Annotated in this window: 15 protein-coding genes; 12 read left to right on the top strand and 3 right to left on the bottom strand. The window is 73.7% G+C overall.

Going from position 1 to position 19,659, the window contains the following annotated elements:
- Positions 1–384 precede the first annotated feature (384 nt).
- On the top strand, positions 385–3,405 hold the full coding sequence (locus AC069T_RS06365) for an FAD-binding and (Fe-S)-binding domain-containing protein (protein ID WP_478781621.1): 3,021 nt from the start codon (positions 385–387) through the stop codon (positions 3,403–3,405).
- 159 nt (positions 3,406–3,564) lie between these two features.
- Positions 3,565–4,536 (top strand): EamA family transporter, encoded by a 972-nt coding sequence (locus AC069T_RS06360; protein WP_478781620.1) that lies wholly within the window; start codon positions 3,565–3,567, stop codon positions 4,534–4,536.
- A 192-nt stretch (positions 4,537–4,728) separates the two neighbouring features.
- On the opposite strand, the gene AC069T_RS06355 is transcribed toward AC069T_RS06360, so the two are convergent.
- Both AC069T_RS06355 and AC069T_RS06350 read right to left on the bottom strand, forming a co-directional pair.
- Positions 4,729–4,872 carry a hypothetical protein gene (locus tag AC069T_RS06355; protein WP_478781619.1) on the bottom strand — a complete coding sequence of 48 codons (144 nt, stop codon included), beginning with the start codon at positions 4,870–4,872 and terminating at the stop codon, positions 4,729–4,731.
- 208 nt (positions 4,873–5,080) lie between these two features.
- Positions 5,081–6,094, bottom strand: a complete 1,014-nt coding sequence (locus tag AC069T_RS06350; RefSeq protein WP_478781618.1) for a hypothetical protein — start codon at positions 6,092–6,094, stop codon at positions 5,081–5,083.
- Between the two features lie 558 nt (positions 6,095–6,652).
- On the opposite strand from AC069T_RS06350, the gene AC069T_RS06345 reads away from it, so the two are divergent.
- From AC069T_RS06345 to AC069T_RS06305, 9 genes are all read left to right on the top strand, one after another.
- The gene (locus tag AC069T_RS06345; protein ID WP_478781617.1) at positions 6,653–6,880 is read left to right on the top strand and encodes a transposase; all 228 of its coding nucleotides are present in this window, start codon (positions 6,653–6,655) and stop codon (positions 6,878–6,880) included.
- 418 nt (positions 6,881–7,298) lie between these two features.
- Positions 7,299–8,093 (top strand): TIGR03084 family metal-binding protein, encoded by a 795-nt coding sequence (locus AC069T_RS06340; RefSeq protein WP_478781616.1) that lies wholly within the window; start codon positions 7,299–7,301, stop codon positions 8,091–8,093.
- Positions 8,090–9,793, top strand: coding sequence for an acyclic terpene utilization AtuA family protein (locus AC069T_RS06335; protein ID WP_478781615.1), 1,704 nt, complete (start codon positions 8,090–8,092; stop codon positions 9,791–9,793). The genes AC069T_RS06340 and AC069T_RS06335 overlap by 4 nt, the downstream gene beginning before the upstream one ends.
- Positions 9,790–11,388, top strand: coding sequence for an acyl-CoA carboxylase subunit beta (locus tag AC069T_RS06330; RefSeq protein ID WP_478781614.1), 1,599 nt, complete (start codon positions 9,790–9,792; stop codon positions 11,386–11,388). The genes AC069T_RS06335 and AC069T_RS06330 overlap by 4 nt, the downstream gene beginning before the upstream one ends.
- 29 nt (positions 11,389–11,417) lie before the next feature.
- Positions 11,418–13,259 carry an ATP-binding protein gene (locus AC069T_RS06325; protein WP_478781613.1) on the top strand — a complete coding sequence of 614 codons (1,842 nt, stop codon included), beginning with the start codon at positions 11,418–11,420 and terminating at the stop codon, positions 13,257–13,259.
- Between the two features lie 80 nt (positions 13,260–13,339).
- A complete protein-coding gene (locus AC069T_RS06320; protein ID WP_478781612.1) occupies positions 13,340–14,473 on the top strand; it encodes an acyl-CoA dehydrogenase family protein in 1,134 nt (377 codons plus the stop codon).
- A 44-nt stretch (positions 14,474–14,517) separates the two neighbouring features.
- Positions 14,518–16,083 (top strand): 4-coumarate--CoA ligase family protein, encoded by a 1,566-nt coding sequence (locus tag AC069T_RS06315; RefSeq protein WP_478781611.1) that lies wholly within the window; start codon positions 14,518–14,520, stop codon positions 16,081–16,083.
- Entirely contained in the window at positions 16,080–16,814 is a 735-nt protein-coding gene (locus tag AC069T_RS06310; protein WP_478781610.1) for an enoyl-CoA hydratase family protein, read from the top strand. Before AC069T_RS06315 ends, AC069T_RS06310 begins: the two co-directional genes overlap by 4 nt.
- Positions 16,802–17,407 (top strand): TetR/AcrR family transcriptional regulator, encoded by a 606-nt coding sequence (locus AC069T_RS06305; protein WP_478781609.1) that lies wholly within the window; start codon positions 16,802–16,804, stop codon positions 17,405–17,407. The genes AC069T_RS06310 and AC069T_RS06305 overlap by 13 nt, the downstream gene beginning before the upstream one ends.
- Positions 17,408–17,432: 25 nt before the next feature.
- Here AC069T_RS06305 and pdxH read toward each other — a convergent pair whose 3' ends face one another.
- Positions 17,433–18,071 carry a pyridoxamine 5'-phosphate oxidase gene (gene pdxH / locus AC069T_RS06300; RefSeq protein ID WP_478781656.1) on the bottom strand — a complete coding sequence of 213 codons (639 nt, stop codon included), beginning with the start codon at positions 18,069–18,071 and terminating at the stop codon, positions 17,433–17,435.
- Positions 18,072–18,533: 462 nt separating this feature from the next.
- On the opposite strand from pdxH, the gene AC069T_RS06295 reads away from it, so the two are divergent.
- A complete protein-coding gene (locus AC069T_RS06295) occupies positions 18,534–19,634 on the top strand; it encodes a citrate synthase 2 (RefSeq protein ID WP_478781608.1) in 1,101 nt (366 codons plus the stop codon).
- Positions 19,635–19,659 lie beyond the last annotated feature (25 nt).

Genomic DNA, 19,659 nt, shown 5'->3' with positions numbered 1-19,659 from the left:
AGGTTCCGTTCCCGGTCTCAGAATCCGGCCGCATTTTGCCGGAACCATGGCACGCGCGGGCGGGCGTGAGGGCAGCAGCGGACGGGCACGGGACCCTCGGTCGACGGGCATCGAGGCGCGTGGCCGACGGGCATCGGGACGCGCGGTGGACGGATGGTGAGCGCGCGGCCGGCCGGTGACGGACGGCGTGAGCAGCAGGCGAGGAGCGCACGGCGGGCAGTCCCGGAGCGGGCGGCCGACGGGCCCGCAGCGGACGGCCGGCAGTCCCGGGGCGCACGGCGGACGGGCACGGAATGCGGGGCAGGCGGGCCCGGAGCGGGCGGCAGGCGGGCACGGAACGCGCGGCGGACGGTCGCCGTCGGTGCCCGGGGGCATCCTGGGCTCATGACGGAACTCGGGCGGCACGGCGGCACGGACGGTCTCGGCGGCCGGGGCGCGAAGAGTCCCGGGGAGCGGGGCGGGCGGATCCCCGCGGACCCGGGAGAGCTGCGGGCCGCGCTGGGCGCGGCCGTACGCGGCGAGGTCGCCTTCGACGCGACGGCCCGCGCGCTGCACACGATGGACGCCTCGAACTACCGGCGCGTCCCGCTGGGCGTCGTCTCCCCGCGGGACGCCGACGACGTGGCCGCGGTGCTGTCGGTCTGCCGCGCGCACGGCGTGCCGGTCGTACCGCGCGGCGGGGGCACGTCGATCGCCGGGCAGGCCACCGGCACCGGCGTCGTCCTGGACTTCACCCGCCACATGAACCGGCTCCTGTCCCTGGACCCCGAGGCCCGCACGGCGGTGGTCCAGCCCGGGCTCGTCCTCGACCGGCTCCAGGAGGCGGCGGCCCCGCACGGCCTGCGGTTCGGCCCGGACCCCTCGACCCACAGCCGGTGCACGCTCGGCGGCATGATCGGCAACAACGCGTGCGGCTCGCACTCCGTGGCCTGGGGGACGACGGCCGACAACGTGCGCGGCCTGTCGGTGCTCACGGCACGCGGCGAGGCGCTGCGGCCCGGCCGGGGCTGGGCAGGCGCCCCCGGCGGCCTGCGACCGCTGGTGGAGGGCGAGTCGGCGCGGCTGCGCACGGGCTTCCCGGACCTCCCGCGCCGCATCTCCGGTTACGCGCTGGACGCGCTGCTCCCCGAGCGCGGCGCGGACGTCGCCCGCTCGCTCTGCGGCTCCGAGGGCACGCTGGCCGTGCTGACGGAGGCGGTCGTCGGCCTGGTGGAGGCCCCCCGCGCGCGTGCCCTGGCCGTCCTGGCGTACCCGGACGAGAGCGCGGCGGCCGAGGCGGCCGCGGGCCTGCTGCCGTACGGGCCGCTGACGGTGGAGGGCATGGCCGCGGACCTGGTCCGCTCCGAGGCGGGCCTGCCCGGGGGCGGAGCCTGGCTGTTCGTCGAGACGGGTGGCGCGGACCCGGGTGAGGCACGCGCGCGTGCCGACGCGATCGTGCGGGCCGCCGACGTCCTGGACGCCCTCGTGGTCACCGACCCGGCCGGGCAGCGCGCCCTGTGGCGCATCCGCGAGGACGCGAGCGGTACGGCGACCCGGATGCCGGAGGCGGCGGGCGGCGGCGAGGCCTGGCCGGGCTGGGAGGACTGCGCGGTGCCGCCCGCCCGGCTCGGCGCGTACCTGCGGGACTTCCGGGGCCTGCTGACGGCCCACGGCCTGCGGGGCACGCCGTACGGCCACTTCGGCGACGGCTGTATCCATGTGCGCATCGACTTCGACCTGATCACGACCGCCGGGGTGGGCCGCTTCCGGCGCTTCTCCGAGGAACTGGCGGAACTGGTCGTCTCCCACGGCGGCTCGCTGTCGGGCGAGCACGGGGACGGTCAGGCGCGGGCGGAGCTGCTCCCGAAGATGTACGGGAGCGGGATGGTCGCGCTCTTCGAGCGGGTGAAGGCGGTCTGGGACCCGGACGGTTCGCTCAATCCCGGCATGCTGGTGCGGCCCCGTCCGCTGGACGGGAACCTGCGCTTCGCGCCGCTGCCGCGCGAACCGGTGGACGTGGTGTTCGGATACCCGGCGGACGGCGGCGACTTCGCGGCGGCCGTGCGGCGCTGCGTCGGGATCGCCAAGTGCCGCACGGCGGAGCCCGGTCCCGGGGTGATGTGCCCGTCGTACCGGGTGACGGGCGAGGAGGAGCACTCCACGCGGGGGCGGGCGCGGCTGCTGCACGAGATGCTGGCCGGCGAGGTCGTGACGGACGGCTGGCGCTCGGCGGAGGTCAGGGACGCGCTGGACCTGTGCCTGTCCTGCAAGGGCTGCCGCACGGACTGCCCGGTCGGGGTGGACATGGCCACGTACAAGGCGGAGTTCCTCCACCACCACTACGCGGGGCGCCGGCGCCCGGCGGCGCACTACGCGATGGGGTGGCTGCCCCGCTGGCTGGACCTCGTCGCGCGGACCCGTTCGGCCCGCCTGGTCAACGCCCTCACCTCCGTACGGCCGTTGGCCGCTCTCGCCCGGCGGCTCGGCGGCATCGCGCCCGAGCGGCCGATCCCGCGGGTGGCCGTCGAACCGTTCGGCCGGTGGTGGTCGCGGCGGGTGCGGCGCTCACTGCGGGACCTGCGGCACGGCGGGCCGGGGCCCTTCGCCGGCGCCGGGCACGACACCGTCGTCCTGTGGCCGGACACCTTCACCGAGCACCTGTCCCCGTCCGTGGGCCGCGCTGCCGTACGGGTCCTGGAGGCGGCCGGTCTGACGGTCCTGACGCCGCCCCGGGCACGGCTGAAGCCGGCGCCGGTCGGGGACGGCGTGACACGCGGGCCGCTGGGCCCCGGCACCCTCGCGGGGCTGCGCCGGGGGCGCGTCTGCTGCGGCCTGACGTACGTCTCCACCGGCCAGCTGGACCGGGCCCGCGCGGTGCTGCGCCGCACCCTGGACCTGATGGAACCGGTCCTGGACAGCGGGCTGCCCGTGGTCGTCCTGGAACCGGGCTGCGCCGCCGCCCTGCGTACCGACCTGCCGGAACTCCTCCACGACGACCCGCGCGCACCGCGGCTGGCGGCGGCGGTGGTCACGTTCGCCCAGGCGCTGGAACGCCACGCGCCGCACTGGACCCCGCCCCGCGTCGACCGCCCGGCGGTGGGCCAGACCCACTGCCACCAGCACGCCGTCCTCGGTGACGCGGCGGAGCGGCGGCTGCGCGAGGCGGCCGGTCTGACCGGGTCCCTCGCGGGCGGCTGCTGCGGCCTGGCCGGCAACTTCGGCTTCGAGAAGGGCCACTACGAGGTCTCGGCGGCCTGCGCGGAGGAACAGCTGCTGCCCGCGGTGCGCTCGGCACCCGAGGACGCGGTGGTCCTCGCGGACGGCTTCTCCTGCCGCACGCAGCTGGACCAGCTGGCGGGGCGCGCGGGACGGCATCTGGCCGAGGTCCTGGCGGAGGCACTGGACGCGGGGCGGGCGGGCCGCTGAGGCGGTCGCCCCAGGCCGTCCGGAGGTGACTCGCCACCGGCGCGTCGTAAGCTGCGAAAGTGGTCCACCATCCTGACCGAGTCCATTACTCTGGACTTGGAAGTACAGTGAGATGGACGCACCTCAAACGACTCCACGCGACCCCCTTGGACGGCCCCCGTGACTCTCCCCAGTGCCGACCGGCCCCCCGTGGTCGCCGCGGCCGCGACGGCGAGCGAGCCGTCCCTCGCGGCGGCGGCCGGCACCGCGACCGAGGACGGCAGCCGGGGCCGGGGCGCCCTCGGGCCGGTGGGGCTGGTCCTCGCCGGCGGGATCTCCGTGCAGTTCGGCGGCGCCCTCGCGGTGAGCCTGATGCCGCGCGCGGGAGCCCTCGGTGTCGTGACCCTGCGGCTCGTCGTCGCCGCGGTCGTGCTGTGCGCCGTGTGCCGGCCCAGGCTGCGGGGCCACTCGCGCGCCGACTGGGGGACCGTCGTCGTCTTCGGCGCCGCCATGGCCGCGATGAACGGGCTCTTCTACCAGTCGGTGGCCCGCATCCCGCTCGGCCCCGCCGTCACCCTCGAGGTGCTCGGCCCGCTCGCCCTCTCCGTCTTCGCCTCCCGCCGCGCCGTGAACCTGCTGTGGGCCGGGCTCGCCCTGGCCGGCGTGTTCCTCCTCGGCGGCGGAGGCTTCAGCACCCTGGACCCGGCGGGGGCCGCCTTCGCGCTCGGCGCGGGCGTCATGTGGGCCGCGTACATCGTCTTCAGCGCGCGCACCGGGCGCCGCTTCCCGCAGGCCGACGGGCTGGCCCTCGCCATGGTGGTCGCGGCGGTGCTGTTCCTGCCGCTGGGCATCGCCGAGTCCGGCTCCAGGCTCCTGGTGCCGACCACGGTCGCCCTGGGCGCGGCCGTCGCCGTCCTGTCCTCCGTCCTGCCGTACACCCTCGAACTGCTCGCGCTGCGCCGCCTGCCCGCGTCCACCTTCGCGATCATGATGAGCCTCGAACCCGCCATCGCGGCCACCGCCGGGTTCCTCGTCCTGGACCAGGCGCTCTCCCTCTTCGAGGGCCTGGCCATCGCGCTGGTCGTCGCCGCGAGCATGGGCGCCGTACGGACCCAGGTCGGCCGGACCGGGCCCAGGAAGCCGAAGTCCTGACCGCGCTCCGCCGTCTCTGAGCGCCTGAACCGGCCCCCCGTCCGGCGAGATTCTCGCAACCTCCGCCGGAAGGCGGCCCGAGAGGCGCAGGGACAGAGGCGGCCGCCCCGGGCAGACCGGAGCATCCGGCCTCCCCGGGGCGGGCCCGGTCGGGGGGTGGCAGCCGCGGCGTTTCGCTGTCGGTGGATCCCGTCAGCGGAGCAGTCTCCTGCGCGCCCAAAGGAACCCGATCACCCCGCCGACAACAACCAGGTACACCGTCAGTGGTCCGTCGTTCAGGATGAGTCCGGGCATGGCGATGACGGCCACGATCAGGAGCCATCCGCATCCGGCCATCGCGATGTCCGCCGAATCAGGGCGTCGCCCTCCGTTGTCCACCCGTTTCCCATTCGCTGGATTGGTATCTGACCGGCACATCCGTTTGGACAGTCGCTACGCGTAGCACCGCTGCTTCGGACCGTACGCCGCCCGAACAGGCCCGGGAGCGACTTTCGGCAGGCGCCGGCACGGCAGCTGAAGGCGCATATCGACGAGCGAAGGCACGTTACGCGCAGTGAATGGTGGCTGTCCCGGCAAAGACGTTGTGGTCTCCCCAGTAGCCGTTGCCGTTGCGCAGCGTGGCGTTGCCTATGTTGTTGCGGTATTTCCAACCGCTAGTGGTGAGCCTGGAGCACTCGAAGTGCAAGATGACCGGGAACGTCTTGCCCTGCTCGTTGACGTATCCCCTGGAGTCCAGGGTCTTCCAGATTCCAAGCCCCTGGTACTGGCGCAGGGCAGCGGCAAAGTTCCCCTTCCCCTTCTGGTCACAGAGCATCGCGGCGTCAGCCTGGATCTTCTTGCTGCCTCCATGGGTGTACGGCTTCGGGCTCTGCGTGAGCTGGCAGTGGGGCTTGGCTTGGGCCACGGTGCGGACAGGAGAGGGCGAGGACGAGGGTGTGATCGCCTGTTCATCAACCGTCATGGCCCAGTGCACGAGGAGATCTTTGGCGTAGGCGTTCTGCGCGGCTGTGGTGGGAGCTTCCCACAAGGTGAGCCGGCCGTCCTTGGACAAGGTGCTCACCCTGGTGCCCGATGTGCCTACTGCGGTCAGCAGTTGGCTTCCGCTGGGGAGTGTCGTCGTGCTCGTCTGGTCACCCTCGGTTGATAGGACTGATGACGGAACGTCCGCGTGGACGGTCAGACGGGTGATGTTGAGCGGACGCTCGTAGTTCCCATCCCCGAGGGCGAACGTGAGCGTCTGGCCGACCTGTTCGTATTCCTCTACGCCAGGCGCCTGGAAGAGGTCCAGCCCGGTCGTCTTGATCAGTAGGTCCGTGAACTTCTGGACGCTGGCCCCTTGGGCGGGGGCAAGTTCCCCGACGGGCGTCATCGACTGAGGATCCGCCCCTCCTTCCCTGGCGTATTCGGACGCGCTGACGATCTGCGGCCCCGTGGTCGTGCCCGTCGTCTGCAAACCGTCGTCCGCCAGCGCACCGACAGCCGTACCGGCCACAACTGCGGCAGAGAGCACGGCTATGGCGCCTGCCCGGGCAGCGCGGCGAACAGCGTTCTTCTTCAAGTTGTCTTCCCCTCCGTGGAAATCGGCCGTCCGTCATCCGGCACTGGTCGGGTGCCGACGGCATCAGCCGATCGCAGTCAACTTATGTGATCACCCCACTTGGAGCCAGGCAATGGATCCCGTCGACGTGTCGAGCCTCGTGACGAATCTCTATTCGAGAGCCAGGCGATGAGGAACGCAGCCCCACCGGAGCGGTGCAGACGTGGAACAGGGCGTGGATGCTCTCAGGAAGGCCCTGGGCCCGTGAGTCGAGATGCGCGATCCGCTCCTTCTCACCAGTTGTCTCAGCCTGCCCCGCGTTGCCAGCGGGCGGGCGGTGGTGCGCCGCTTCGCGGCGGAGGCCGCTTTCCCCGAGCAGCGGCTGAACGGCTACTTCGGCACCAACACCGCGGCCGAACTGGCCCGCACGACCCCGGGGCTGCCTGCCGGGTCGAGGTCGGCTGGGAGCGCGTCGAGGTCCCGCTGCACTCCCCGCTCGTGCGGGTCCGGGCTCAGAGCTAAGCAGTTCCGATTGAATCGGTCGGTGGTTGGTCCGGGTGTGCCGTTGACTGACGGGCAGTGGGGGCGCGGATTGAGCCGTTGCTCCCGGACCGGACGCCGAAGCGGGGTGGCAGATGGCGGGACCAACGTGAGGTGATCGACGCGATCGTGTTCAAGTTCCAGACCGGCACGCAGTGGGTTTACCTGCCGGAGAAGTGCGGGAACTGGCGAAGTGTCTACAACCGGTTGCGGATGTGGGCCGTCGAGGACACCTGGGCGTTGGTCTTCCCCGCCCTTCTCGCCTAGGCCGACGCGGACGAGGACCTGCCCCGTGCCGTGTCGGTTCACTCCGCGATCGTGCGGGCTCACCAATACGCGGCCGGGGCCCGCAAAAAGGGGCGCTCCGGCCGGCGACGGGACGACCAGACGCCACTGGTTGCGGCCCTGCCTGGCCACTGTGCGGGCTGCGCGTCCAGGCGACCGGACGGGGAAGCGACAGCCTTCGCCCGGGCGCCATCGGGTCCGCGGGTGCGCCGGTACGGTCCCCGGAATTTCAGGCCGTGCGTACAGCGGCGCTTTCGGGTCGCGCTCTCCGTGCGGGCCGCCCGGCGCGGTCGTCCGGGCGCCGGAACATGCCTCGCGGAAACTCATGCAAGCACGCTTGCTTGTTTCTGTCGGCGCTGCCATGCTCCCTGCACGCCGTCGTCCCCGAGGGGAGCGCATCGTGTCCGAACCGTCGTCCGTGATCGACGATCTGTGCCGGGAGAGCGGGGAACTCGACCGGCTGGTGGGGGAGCTGGACGCGGGGCAGTGGGCCCTGGCCACGCCCGCCGCCGGGTGGAGCGTCGCCCACCAGATCGCCCATCTCGCCTGGACGGACCACTCGGCCCTGCTCGCCGTCACCGACGCGCGGGCCTTCGCGGCGGAGGTGGACAAGGCGCTGTCGGCGCCGGACACCTTCGTGGACGAGGGCGCCGACGCGGGGGCCGCGCTGCCGCCCGCCCGGCTGCTCGCCGAGTGGCGGCAGGGGCGCGTGGCGCTCGGACAGGCCCTGCGCGCGGCACCCGCCAAAGCCCGCTTCCCCTGGTACGGGCCGGCCATGTCGGTCGCCTCCATGGCCACCGGACGCCTCATGGAGACCTGGGCGCACGGGCAGGACGTCGCCGACGCGCTGGGCGTGGTCCGCGCCCCCACCGACCGGCTGCGGCACGTGGTCAGGATCGGGGTGCGGGCGCGCGACTTCGCCTTCCGGGCGCGGGGGCTGGACGTGCCGCCGGACGAGTTCCGGGTGGAGGTGGTGGCGCCGTCCGGGAAGCTGTGGACGTACGGGCCGGAGGACGCCGGCCAGCGGGTCACCGGTCCTGCGCTCGACTTCTGCCTGCTGGTCACCCAGCGGGCCCACCGCGCCGACCTCGCCGTACGGGCCGAGGGGGCAGACGCCGACCGGTGGCTCGACATCGCGCAGGCCTTCGCGGGACCGCCGGGCGCCGGGCGCGCGCCCAGGGGCGGCGACCGGTGACCTCACCCGCCCCCCTGCGGATCGGCAACGCCTCCGGCTTCTACGGCGACCGGTTCGACGCCCTGCGCGAGATGCTCACCGGCGGCCCGCTGGACGTCCTGACCGGCGACTACCTGGCCGAGCTGACCATGCTGATCCTGGCCCGGGACCGGCTGCGCGACCCCTCGCGCGGATACGCGAGGACGTTCCTGCGGCAGTTGGAGGAGTGCCTCGGGCTGGCCCGTGAGAAGGGCGTACGGATCGTCGCCAACGCCGGCGGTCTGAACCCCGCGGGACTCGCCGCAGCCGTGCGGGAACTGGCCGCGCGGCTCGGCATCCCGGTCCGGGTCGCCCACGTCGAGGGCGACGACCTCGCCGCGGCCCACCCGGCGAGCCTGGCCGCGCACGCGTACCTCGGCGGCGGCGGGATCGCCGCCTGCCTGCGCGAGGGCGCCGACGTCGTGGTCACCGGGCGGGTGACCGACGCGGCGCTGGTCACCGGGCCCGCCGCCGCCCACTTCGGCTGGGGGCCGGACGCCCACGACCGGCTCGCGGGCGCCGTCGTCGCCGGGCACGTCCTGGAGTGCGGCGCGCAGGCGACCGGCGGCAACTACGCGTTCTTCACCGAGCACGACCCCGGCAGGCTGCGCCGCCCCGGCTTCCCGCTCGCCGAACTCCACGCGGACGGCACCGCCGTCATCACCAAGCACGACGGCACCGGCGGAGTCGTGGACGTCGGCACGGTCACCGCGCAGCTGCTGTACGAGACCTCCGGCGCCCGGTACGCGGGCCCCGACGTCACCGCCCGGCTCGACACCGTGCGGCTGACCCAGGACGGTCCGGACCGGGTGCGGATCGACGGGGTGCGCGGAGAGGCCCCGCCGCCCACCCTCAAGGTCGGGCTCAACCGGCTCGGCGGTTTCCGCAACGAGGTCGTGTTCGTGCTGACCGGGCTCGGCATCGAGCGGAAGGCGGCGCTCGTCCGGGACCAGATGGAAACCGCGCTCGACGCCGCCGGGAGCCGCCCCGCCGACGTGCGGTGGGACCTCGCGCGCACCGACCGTCCCGACGCGCCGACCGAGGAGACGGCGAGCGCCCTGCTCCGGCTCGTCGTACGGGACGCGGACCAGGACGTGGTGGGCCGGACGCTCAGCGGGGCGGCCGTGGAGCTGGCGCTCGGCAGCTACCCCGGATTCCATGTGCTGGCGCCACCCGGGAAGGGAGCGCCCTATGGGGTCTTCGAGGATGTGTACGTCGACCATGGAGCCGTGGACCATGTGGCCGTCCTCCACGACGGGCGCCGGATCCCCGTGGCGCCGCCCCGGGACACGCGCGTACTGGAGACACCGCCGGCGCCACCGCTGCCCGACCCGCCCCCGGCCGGCGGCCCGACCCGTCGCGCCCCGCTCGGTCTCGTCGCCGGTGCCCGCAGCGGCGACAAGGGCGGCGACGCCAACGTCGGGGTGTGGGCGCGCACCGGCGAGGTCTGGCCGTGGCTCGCGCACACCCTCACGGCCGACCTGTTCCAAGCACTCCTGCCCGAGACGGCCCCGCTGACCGTCGTACGCCATGTGCTGCCGAACCTGCGCGCGCTCAACTTCGTCGTCGAGGGGATCCTCGGCGAGGGCGTCGCCTCGCAGGTCCGCTTCGACCCGCAGGCCAAGGGCCTCGGCGAGTGGCTGCGCGCCCGCCACCTGGACATACCGGAGGCCCTGCTGTGACGGTCATCGCGTCCGCCCTGGACGCCGACAGCCCCGACCACCGTGCGAACCGCGCGGCCATGCTCGCCCGGCTCGCCGAGCTGGACACCGAGCACGCGAAGGCCCTCGCGGGCGGCGGCGAGAAGTACGTGGCCCGGCACCGGGGGCGCGGCAAGCTCCTCGCCCGCGAACGCGTCGAGCTGCTGCTCGACCCCGACACGCCCTTCCTTGAGCTGTCGCCGCTGGCCGCCTGGGGCAGCGACTACGCGGTCGGCGCCTCCCTGGTGACCGGCATCGGGGTGGTCGAGGGCGTGGAGTGCCTGATCACCGCGAACGACCCGACCGTGCGCGGCGGTGCCAGCAACCCGTGGAGCCTGAAGAAGGCGCTGCGGGCCAACGACATCGCGCTCGCCAACCGGCTGCCCTGCATCAGCCTCGTGGAGTCCGGCGGCGCCGACCTGCCGTCCCAGAAGGAGATCTTCATCCCCGGCGGGGCGATCTTCCGCGACCTCACCCGGCTCTCGGCGGCCGGGATCCCGACGGTCGCCGTCGTCTTCGGCAACTCCACGGCGGGCGGCGCGTACGTCCCCGGCATGTCCGACCACGTGATCATGGTCAAGGAGCGGGCGAAGGTCTTCCTCGGCGGGCCGCCGCTGGTGAAGATGGCCACCGGCGAGGAGAGCGACGACGAGTCCCTCGGCGGCGCCGAGATGCACGCACGCGTGTCGGGCCTCGCGGACCACTTCGCCGTCGACGAGCGGGACGCCCTGCGCCAGGCCCGGCGCGTGGTCGCCCGTCTCAACCACCGCAAGGCGTACGGCGATCCGGGCCCGGCCGCACCCCCGAAGTACGACGAGGACGAACTCCTCGGCGTCGTCCCCGGCGACCTCAGGCAGCCCTTCGACCCGCGCGAGGTCATCGCCCGCGTCGTCGACGGCTCCGACTTCGACGAGTTCAAGCCCCTCTACGGGACCAGCCTGACGACCGGCTGGGCGAGCCTGCACGGCTATCCCGTCGGGGTGCTGGCCAACGCCCGGGGCGTGCTGTTCAGCGCCGAGTCCCAGAAGGCCGCCCAGTTCATCCAGCTCGCCAACCAGCGCGACATCCCGCTGCTGTTCCTGCACAACACCACCGGCTACATGGTCGGCAGGGAATACGAGCAGGGCGGCATCATCAAGCACGGCGCGATGATGATCAACGCGGTGAGCAACTCGCGGGTCCCGCACCTGTCCGTCCTCATGGGCGCCTCGTACGGAGCCGGTCACTACGGCATGTGCGGGCGGGCGTACGACCCGCGCTTCCTGTTCGCCTGGCCCAGCGCCAAGTCCGCCGTCATGGGCCCGCAGCAGCTCGCGGGCGTCCTGTCGATCGTCGCCCGGCAGTCGGCGGCGGCGAAGGGACAGCCGTACGACGACGAGGCCGACACGGCCCTGCGCGCCATGGTGGAGCAGCAGATCGAGTCGGAGTCCCTGCCGATGTTCCTGTCCGGGCGGCTGTACGACGACGGGGTCATCGACCCGCGCGACACCCGCACCGTCCTCGGCCTGTGCCTGTCCGCGATCCACACGGCGCCCTTCGAGGGCGCGCGCGGCGGCTTCGGCGTCTTCCGGATGTGACGGCCATGACGGATGTGAGGTCCCCCCGAGTGATCACTTCAGTCCTCGTCGCCAACCGCGGCGAGATCGCCTGCCGAGTCTTCCGCACCTGCCGCGAGCTGGGCATCCGGACCGTCGCGGTGCACTCCGACGCCGACGAGAACGCTCTGCACGCACGCGTGGCGGACGCGTCGGTGCGGCTGCCGGGCGTGGCGCCCGCGGACACGTATCTGCGCGGCGAACTCATCGTGCGGGCCGCCCTGGACGCCGGCGCGGACGCCGTGCACCCCGGGTACGGCTTCCTGTCCGAGAACGCGGACTTCGCGCGGGCCGTGACCGACGCGGGCCTCGTGTGGATCGGACCGCCGCCCGGGGCGATCGAGGCGATGGCGTCCAAGACGCACGCCAAGAAGCTGATGGGGCTCACCCCCCTGGAGAAGGTCACCGGGGACGACCTCCCGGTGCTCGTCAAGGCGGCGGCGGGCGGCGGCGGACGCGGCATGCGCGTCGTACGCGAACTCGGCCAGCTGGAGGCCGGGTTGACGGCCGCGCGCGCCGAGGCGCTGAGTGCCTTCGGGGACGGCGAGGTCTTCGTCGAGCCGTACCTGGAGGGCGGGCGCCACGTCGAGGTGCAGATCCTGGCCGACACGTACGGCACGGTGTGGGCGCTGGGCACCCGGGACTGCTCCCTCCAGCGGCGCCACCAGAAGGTCGTCGAGGAGGCACCGGCGCCCGGCCTCACCCCCGAACTCGCGGCGGAACTGGGCGAACTGGCCGTGCGCGCCGCCCGCGCGGTCGACTACACCGGCGCCGGCACCGTCGAGTTCCTGGTCGCGGACGGCAGGGCCCACTTCCTGGAGATGAACACCCGCCTCCAGGTCGAACACCCCGTGACCGAAGCGGTCTTCGGCATCGACCTCGTGGCGCTGCAGATCCGCGTCGCCGAGGGCGCGGCCCTCGACGACGGTCCACCGGCCGCCCGCGGGCACGCCGTCGAGGCCCGTCTCTACGCCGAGGACCCGGCCCGCGACTGGGCCCCGCAGACCGGCACCCTGCACCGCCTCGCCGTCCCGGACGGCATCCGCCTGGACACCGGTTACAGCGACGGCGACCTCATCGGCATCCACTACGACCCGATGCTCGCCAAGGCCGTCGCCCACGCGCCCACCCGCGCCGAGGCGGTCCGCAAGCTCGCCCGCGCCCTGGAATCGGCCGAAGTGCACGGCCCCCTCACCAACCGCGACCTGCTCGTACGGTCCCTGCGGCACCCCGAGTTCACCGGCGCGCGCATGGACACCGGGTTCTACGAACGGCACCTGGCCGCGCTCACCGAGGCGGCCCCGGACCCGTACGCGCCGCTCGCCGCCGCGCTCGCCGACGCCCACGGGCGCTCCCGCCTCGGCGGCTGGCGCAACCTCCCCTCCGCGCCGCAGACCAAGCGGTACCTGATGAACGGCACCGAACACGAGGTCCGCTACCGCCACACCCGCGACGGCCTGACCGCCGAGGGAGTGCGCGTCGTCCACGCCGACGCGGCTCTCGTCGTCCTGGAGATCGACGGCGTACGGCGGAGGTTCCCCGTCAGCCGGTACGGCGACCGGGTCCACGTCGGCGCCACCGCCCTGACCGCCCTGCCCCGCTTCCCCGACCCGGTGGCCGACCGCACCCCCGGTTCGCTGCTGGCGCCGATGCCCGGAACCGTCGTCCGCGTGGCGGAGGGCCTGGCCGAGGGGTCCGCAGTGGAGGCCGGACAGCCCCTGCTGTGGCTGGAGGCGATGAAGATGGAACACCGGATCACCGCCCCGGCCGCGGGCACGCTCACCGACCTGTGCGTCACCCCCGGGCAGCAGGTGGCGGTGGGGTCCCTGCTGGCAGTGGTGCGCGAGGCCTGAAGCGCGGGAGGACATCGCCCGGGCGGCACCGCCGCGTGGGCGCGACCAGCCACGACGACACCCGCACACGAAGGAGCCGCATGAGCCCCGTCATCGAGTCCGACGAGCACCAGGCCCTCAGGGCCGCCGTATCCGCCCTCGGCAGGCGCCACGGCCGCGAACACGTCCGGGAGGAACTCTGGTCGGAGGCGGCAGGGCTCGGCTACCTCGGCGTCAACCTCCCCGAGGAGTACGGCGGCGGTGGCGGCGGCATCTCCGAACTGTCCATCGTGCTGGAGGAGTTGGGCGCAGCCGGCTGTCCGCTGCTGATGCTGGTGGTCTCCCCGGCCATCTGCGGCACCGTGATTGCCCGCTTCGGCACCGGCACCCAGAAGCGCGAGTGGCTCCCCGGCCTGGCGGACGGCACCCGCACGATGGCCTTCGGCATCACCGAGCCCGACGCCGGCTCCAACTCCCACCGCATCACCACCACCGCCCGCCGCGACGGCGACGACTGGCTGCTCAGCGGGCGCAAGGTGTTCATCTCCGGCGTCGACATCGCCGACGCCACCCTCATCGTGGGCCGCACCGAGGACGCCCGCACCGGCCGCCTCAAGCCCTGCCTGTTCATCGTCCCGCGCGACACCGAGGGATTCGGGCGGCGGCGGATCGACATGGAACTGCACAGCGCCGAGAAGCAGTTCGAGCTGACCCTGGACGACGTACGGCTGCCCGCCGACGCCCTTGTCGGCGAGGAGGACGCGGGCCTGCTCCAGCTGTTCGCCGGACTCAATCCCGAGCGCGTCATGACCGCCGCCTTCGCGATCGGCATGGGCCGCTACGCGCTGTCCAAGGCCGTCGAGTACGCCCGCGACCGCACCGTCTGGCGGCAGCCCATCGGCGCCCACCAGGCCGTCGCCCACCCCCTCGCACAGGCCCACATCGACATCGAACTCGCCCGCCTGATGATGCAGAAGGCGGCCTTCCTCTACGACTCCGGGGACGACGCCGGCGCGGGAGAGACCGCCAACATGGCCAAGTACGCGGCCGCCGAGGCCTGCGTGAAGGCGGTCGACCAGGCCGTGCACACCCTCGGCGGCAACGGCCTCACGCGGGAGTTCGGCCTCGCCTCGCTCAGCACGGCCTCACGCGTGGCCCGTATCGCCCCGGTGAGCCGGGAGATGATCCTGAACTACGTCTCCCACCAGACCCTGGGCCTGCCCAAGTCGTACTAGGCGCCGTACCAGGAGCCGTACCAGGACTCGTACCAGGAGGAACCGTGTTCCGCAGCGAGTACGCAGATGTCCCGGCCGTCGACCTCCCCATCCACGACGCCGTGCTCGGCCGGGCCGCCGAGCGGGGCGCCGCCCCCGCGCTCGTCGACGGCGTGGACGGCACCACCCTCACCTACGAGCAGGTGGACCGCTTCCACCGCAGGCTCGCCGCCGCGTTCGCCGAGGCGGGTCTCGTCAAGGGCGACGTCCTCGCCCTGCACAGCCCGAACACCGTCGCCTTCCCGACCGCCTTCTACGCCGCCACCCGCGCCGGCGCCTCGGTCACCACCGTCCACCCGCTCGCCACGGCCGGGGAGTTCGCCAAGCAGCTGCGGGACTGCGGCGCCCGCTGGATCGTCACCGTGTCGCCGCTGCTGGAGACGGCCCGCGCGGCGGCCGGGCAGGCGGGCGGCGTACGGGAGATCTTCGTCTGCGACAGCGCGCCCGGCCACCGCTCGCTGATCGACATGCTCGGTTCGGCCGCGCCGGAACCGCGGATCGACATCGACCCGGCCGAGGACGTCGCGGCGCTCCCGTACTCCTCGGGCACCACCGGCGTCCCCAAGGGCGTGATGCTCACCCACCGGTCCATCGCCACCAATCTCGCGCAGCTCGCGCCGACCCTGCCGATGGGCCCCGGCGACCGCATCCTCGCCGTGCTGCCGTTCTTCCACATCTACGGGCTGACCGCCCTCATGAACGCGCCCCTGCGGCAGGGCGCCACCGTCGTCGTGCTGCCCCGCTTCGACCTCGGCACCTTCCTCGCGGCCATCGAGAAGCACCGCATCACGGGCCTGTACGTGGCGCCGCCGATCGTCCTCGCCCTCACCAAGCACCCGGCGGTCGCGCGGTACGACCTGTCGTCCCTGCGCTACCTCATCTGCGCCGCCGCCCCGCTGGACGCCGCGCTCGCCGCCGCCTGCTCGCGCCGCCTCGGACTGCCGCCGGTCGGCCAGGCCTACGGCATGACGGAACTGTCACCCGGCACCCACGTCGTTCCCCCGGACGCCGTGGACCCGCCACCCGGGACCGTCGGCAAGCTGATCGCGGGCACGGAGATGCGGATCCTGTCCCTGGACGACCCGGACAAGGACCTCGGCGCCGGCGAGCCCGGCGAGATCGCCATCCGCGGCCCCCAGGTCATGAAGGGCTACCTCGGACGTCCCGACGCCACCGCCGCGATGATCGACCGGGACGGCTGGCTGCACACCGGCGACGTCGGGTACGTGGACGCCGACGGCTGGCTGTTCGTCGTGGACCGGGTCAAGGAACTCATCAAGTACAAGGGCTTCCAGGTCGCCCCCGCGGAGCTGGAGGCACTGCTGCTGACCCACCCCGGTGTCGCCGACGCCGCCGTCGTCGGGGTGTACAACGACGACAACAACGAGGTCCCGCACGCCTACGTGGTCCGCCAGCCTGCCGCGCGTGACCTCTCCGAGAGCGAGGTCATGATGTACGTCGCCGAGCGCGTCGCCCCGTACAAGAGGGTGCGCGGGGTGACCTTCGTCGAGGGCGTGCCGCGGGCCGCCTCGGGCAAGATCCTGCGCCGGGAACTGCGGGAGCGGTCATGACGCCCGTCGCCGTCACCCGGGAACGCGGTGTCACCACGCTCGCCGTGGACTCGCCGGGCAACCGCAACGCCCTGTCCGCCCCGCTCGTCGCCTCCCTCGCCGACGCCCTGACCGCGTGCGGCGAGGACCCGGGCGTACGCGCCGTCGTCCTCACCCACACCGGGAACACCTTCAGCGCCGGGGCGGACCTCAGGCAGCCACCGGACCCCGCCGCGTTCGTGGCCCTGCTGCGGCAGGTCGTGGAGCTGCCCAAGCCGGTCCTCGCACGCGTCACCGGCCACGTACGGGCGGGCGGCCTCGGGCTGGTCGGCGCCTGCGACATCGCGATGGCCGGTCCTGAGGCGTCCTTCGCCTTCACGGAGGTCCGCATCGGGGTCGCGCCCGCCGTGATCTCCATGCCGCTGCTGCCCCGCCTCGACCCGCGCGCCGCCGCCCGCCACTACCTCACCGGCGAGCGCTTCGACGCGGCCGAGGCGGCGCGCGGCGGCCTGCTGACGGAGGCCGCCGAGGACGTCGACGCGAGCCTCGCCCCGGTCCTGGACGGGCTGCGCCGGGCCTCGCCCGAGGCCCTGGCCGAGACGAAACGGCTGCTCACGGCTAGGGTGCTGGAGACCTTCGACCGGGACACCGCCGCGCTCACCGCGCTCTCGGCACGGCTGTTCGCCTCCGACGGCGCCCGCGAAGGGATGACGGCCTTTCTGGAACGACGGGATCCCGCATGGGTGCTGTGACCGCGACCGGTGTCGACCGTGCCCCGAAGCAGGACCGCAGCCGGGCCACCCGGCAGCGGCTGCTCGCGGCGGCCGTGGCCTGCCTCGCCGAACACGGCTGGGCGGGCTCCACGGTCTCCGTCGTCGCCGAACGCGCCGGCGTCTCCCGGGGCGCCGCCCAGCACCACTTCCCCACCCGCGAGGACCTGTTCACCGCCGCCGTCGAGTACGTCGCCGAGGAACGCTCCACCGCCCTGCGCGCCCTCTTCCCGGAGGGCGCCGCCGACCGCCCCGCCGTCGTCTCCGCCCTCGTCGGCCTCTACACCGGGCCCCTCTTCCGCGCCGCCCTCCACCTGTGGGTCGCCGCGTCCAACGAGGAGCAGCTGCGCCCCCGCGTGACCGAGCTTGAGGCCCGCGTCGGCCGCGAGAGCCACCGCATCGCCGTCGACCTGCTGGGCGCCGACGAGTCCCGCCCCGGCGTCCGCGAGAGCGTCCAGGGCCTGCTCGACATGGCCCGCGGCCTGGGCCTGGCGAACCTGCTCACGGACGACGCGGGCCGCCGCGAACGGGTCGTCGCGCAGTGGGCCGCACTCCTCGACGACGCCCTCGGCTGACGGCGCGGGGCCCGGCCCGGTCACGTCAGGGGCTGAGCCGCTCCACCCGCCAGGCGCCGTCCGCCCCGGCCACGTACCGGAGCCGGTCGTGCAGCCGGTTCTCGCGGCCCTGCCAGAACTCGACCGACCGCGGGGCGATCCGGAACCCGCCCCAGTGCGGCGGCACCGGCACCCGCTCGCCCTCCGGATAGCGGGCGCTCAGCTCCTCGTACGAGGCGTCGAGTTCCGTGCGCGAGGCGATCACCGTGGACTGCGCGCTCGCCCAGGCGCCGAGCTGGGAGCCGTGCGGGCGGGTGCGGAAGTACGCCGCAGTCTCGTCGCGTCCGGTGCGCCGCGCGACCCCCTGGACGATCACCTGGCGGGCCATCGGATGCCACGGGAAGAGCAGCGACACGTACGGATTGGCGGCCAGCTCGCGCGCCTTGCGGGAGTCGTAGTTGGTGTAGAAGACGAAGCCCCGCTCGTCGTACTGCTTCAGCAGCACCGTGCGCGCACTGGGTCGGCCGTCCGCGTCCGCGGTGGAGACGACCATCGCGTTCGGCTCGTACACCACGCCCTGCACGGCGGCCTGCGCCGCCTGCTCGAACCAGCGGCCGAACTGGTCCATCGGGTGGGCAGCGAGGTCCGGCTCGTCGAGACCCTCCGCGCGGTAGTGCGCGCGCATCGCGGCGGGGTCGGCGGCCGGCGGTCCGCCGGCGGCCTCGGCGGCCTCGGCCGCGCGCTGGACGAGGGGCTCGGCGGCGGATTCATCCGGGAAGCGGTCGGTCACGCGGCCATCCTGCCGTACGGACCCGGGCTGCCGGCGGTGAGCTGCGGGAGCGGCTGCGCGAACGCCTGCTGCACGGGGTGCGCTTCGTCACTGTGTGGCACTGAGTGCCGCACGCTCTCCCCAAAGGTGGCACTCAGGGATATCGTGCTGCTGCCGTTCCGGTTGGGTGACCGCCGACCGCACGGGGCACTACCGGGGTGACCGCTTCGGACCGCGAGCCGCCGGAGACTTCGGGCAGTCCCGCACGAGTCTTCGGACACGGCCGTGGAACCGGACCGGACCCGCCCCGCCCACGTCCGACACATGGTCGCCGAACCCCGCACACCATCTGTCGCACCCACCACGAGGAGCCGCCTGATGTCCGACTTCGTACCCGGGCTTGAGGGAGTCGTCGCGTTCGAGACGGAGATCGCCGAACCGGACAAGGAGGGCGGCGCGCTCCGGTACCGGGGCGTCGACATCGAGGAACTGGTCGGCCACGTCTCCTTCGGGAACGTCTGGGGCCTCCTCGTCGACGGCGCCTTCAACCCCGGACTGCCGCCCGCCGAGCCCTTCCCGATCCCCGTCCACTCCGGCGACATCCGCGTCGACGTGCAGTCCGCGCTCGCCATGCTCGCCCCCCGCTGGGGCCTCAAGCCGCTGCTCGACATCGACGAGCAGCAGGCCCGCGACGATCTCGCCCGCGCCGCCGTCATGGCCCTGTCGTACGTCGCCCAGTCCGCCCGCGGCCAGGGTCTGCCGATGGTCCCGCAGAGCGAGATCGACAAGGCCCAGTCCGTCGTCGAGCGGTTCATGATCCGCTGGCGCGGCGAGCCGGACCCCAAGCACGTGGCCGCCGTCGACGCCTACTGGACCTCCGCCGCCGAACACGGCATGAACGCCTCGACCTTCACCGCCCGCGTCATCGCGTCCACCGGCGCGGACGTGGCCGCGGCGCTGTCCGGCGCCGTCGGCGCGATGTCCGGCCCGCTGCACGGCGGCGCCCCCTCCCGCGTCCTCGGCATGATCGAGGAGATCGAGCGCACCGGCGACGCCGAGGCCTTCGTCAAGCGGGCCCTCGACAAGGGCGAGCGCCTGATGGGCTTCGGGCACCGCGTCTACCGCGCCGAGGACCCCCGCGCCCGCGTCCTGCGCCGCACCGCCCGCGAGCTCGGCGCCCCCCGCTTCGAGATCGCCGAGGCCCTGGAGAAGGCCGCCCTCGCCGAGCTGCACGCCCGCCGCCCCGACCGGGTGCTGGCCACCAACGTCGAGTTCTGGGCGGCCATCGTCCTCGACTTCGCCGAGGTGCCGGCGCACATGTTCACCTCGATGTTCACGTGCGCCCGCACCGCGGGCTGGTCGGCGCACATCCTGGAGCAGAAGCGCACCGGCCGCCTCGTACGGCCGTCCGCCCGCTACGTGGGCCCCGGCTCCCGCAGCCCCCGGGACATCGCGGGCTACGGGGGCATCGCGTCCTGACCCCGGCCCGGTACGCCGTCCGCCC

Source organism: Streptomyces sp. NPDC043867, from assembly GCF_056435845.1.
This window is presented reverse-complemented; position numbering and strand designations above follow the sequence as displayed.

Excerpts from the sequence above, each read along its gene's own strand:
- AC069T_RS06305 (WP_478781609.1), top strand. The coding sequence starts at position 16,802 with ATGGGTGCTGTGACCGCGACCGGTGTCGACCGTGCCCCGAAGCAGGAC.
- pdxH (WP_478781656.1), bottom strand. The coding sequence starts at position 18,071 with ATGCGCGCGCACTACCGCGCGGAGGGTCTCGACGAGCCGGACCTCGCT.
- AC069T_RS06320 (WP_478781612.1), top strand. The coding sequence starts at position 13,340 with ATGAGCCCCGTCATCGAGTCCGACGAGCACCAGGCCCTCAGGGCCGCC.
- AC069T_RS06365 (WP_478781621.1), top strand. The coding sequence starts at position 385 with ATGACGGAACTCGGGCGGCACGGCGGCACGGACGGTCTCGGCGGCCGG.
- AC069T_RS06355 (WP_478781619.1), bottom strand. The coding sequence starts at position 4,872 with ATGGCCGGATGCGGATGGCTCCTGATCGTGGCCGTCATCGCCATGCCC.
- AC069T_RS06295 (WP_478781608.1), top strand. The coding sequence starts at position 18,534 with ATGTCCGACTTCGTACCCGGGCTTGAGGGAGTCGTCGCGTTCGAGACG.
- AC069T_RS06310 (WP_478781610.1), top strand. The coding sequence starts at position 16,080 with ATGACGCCCGTCGCCGTCACCCGGGAACGCGGTGTCACCACGCTCGCC.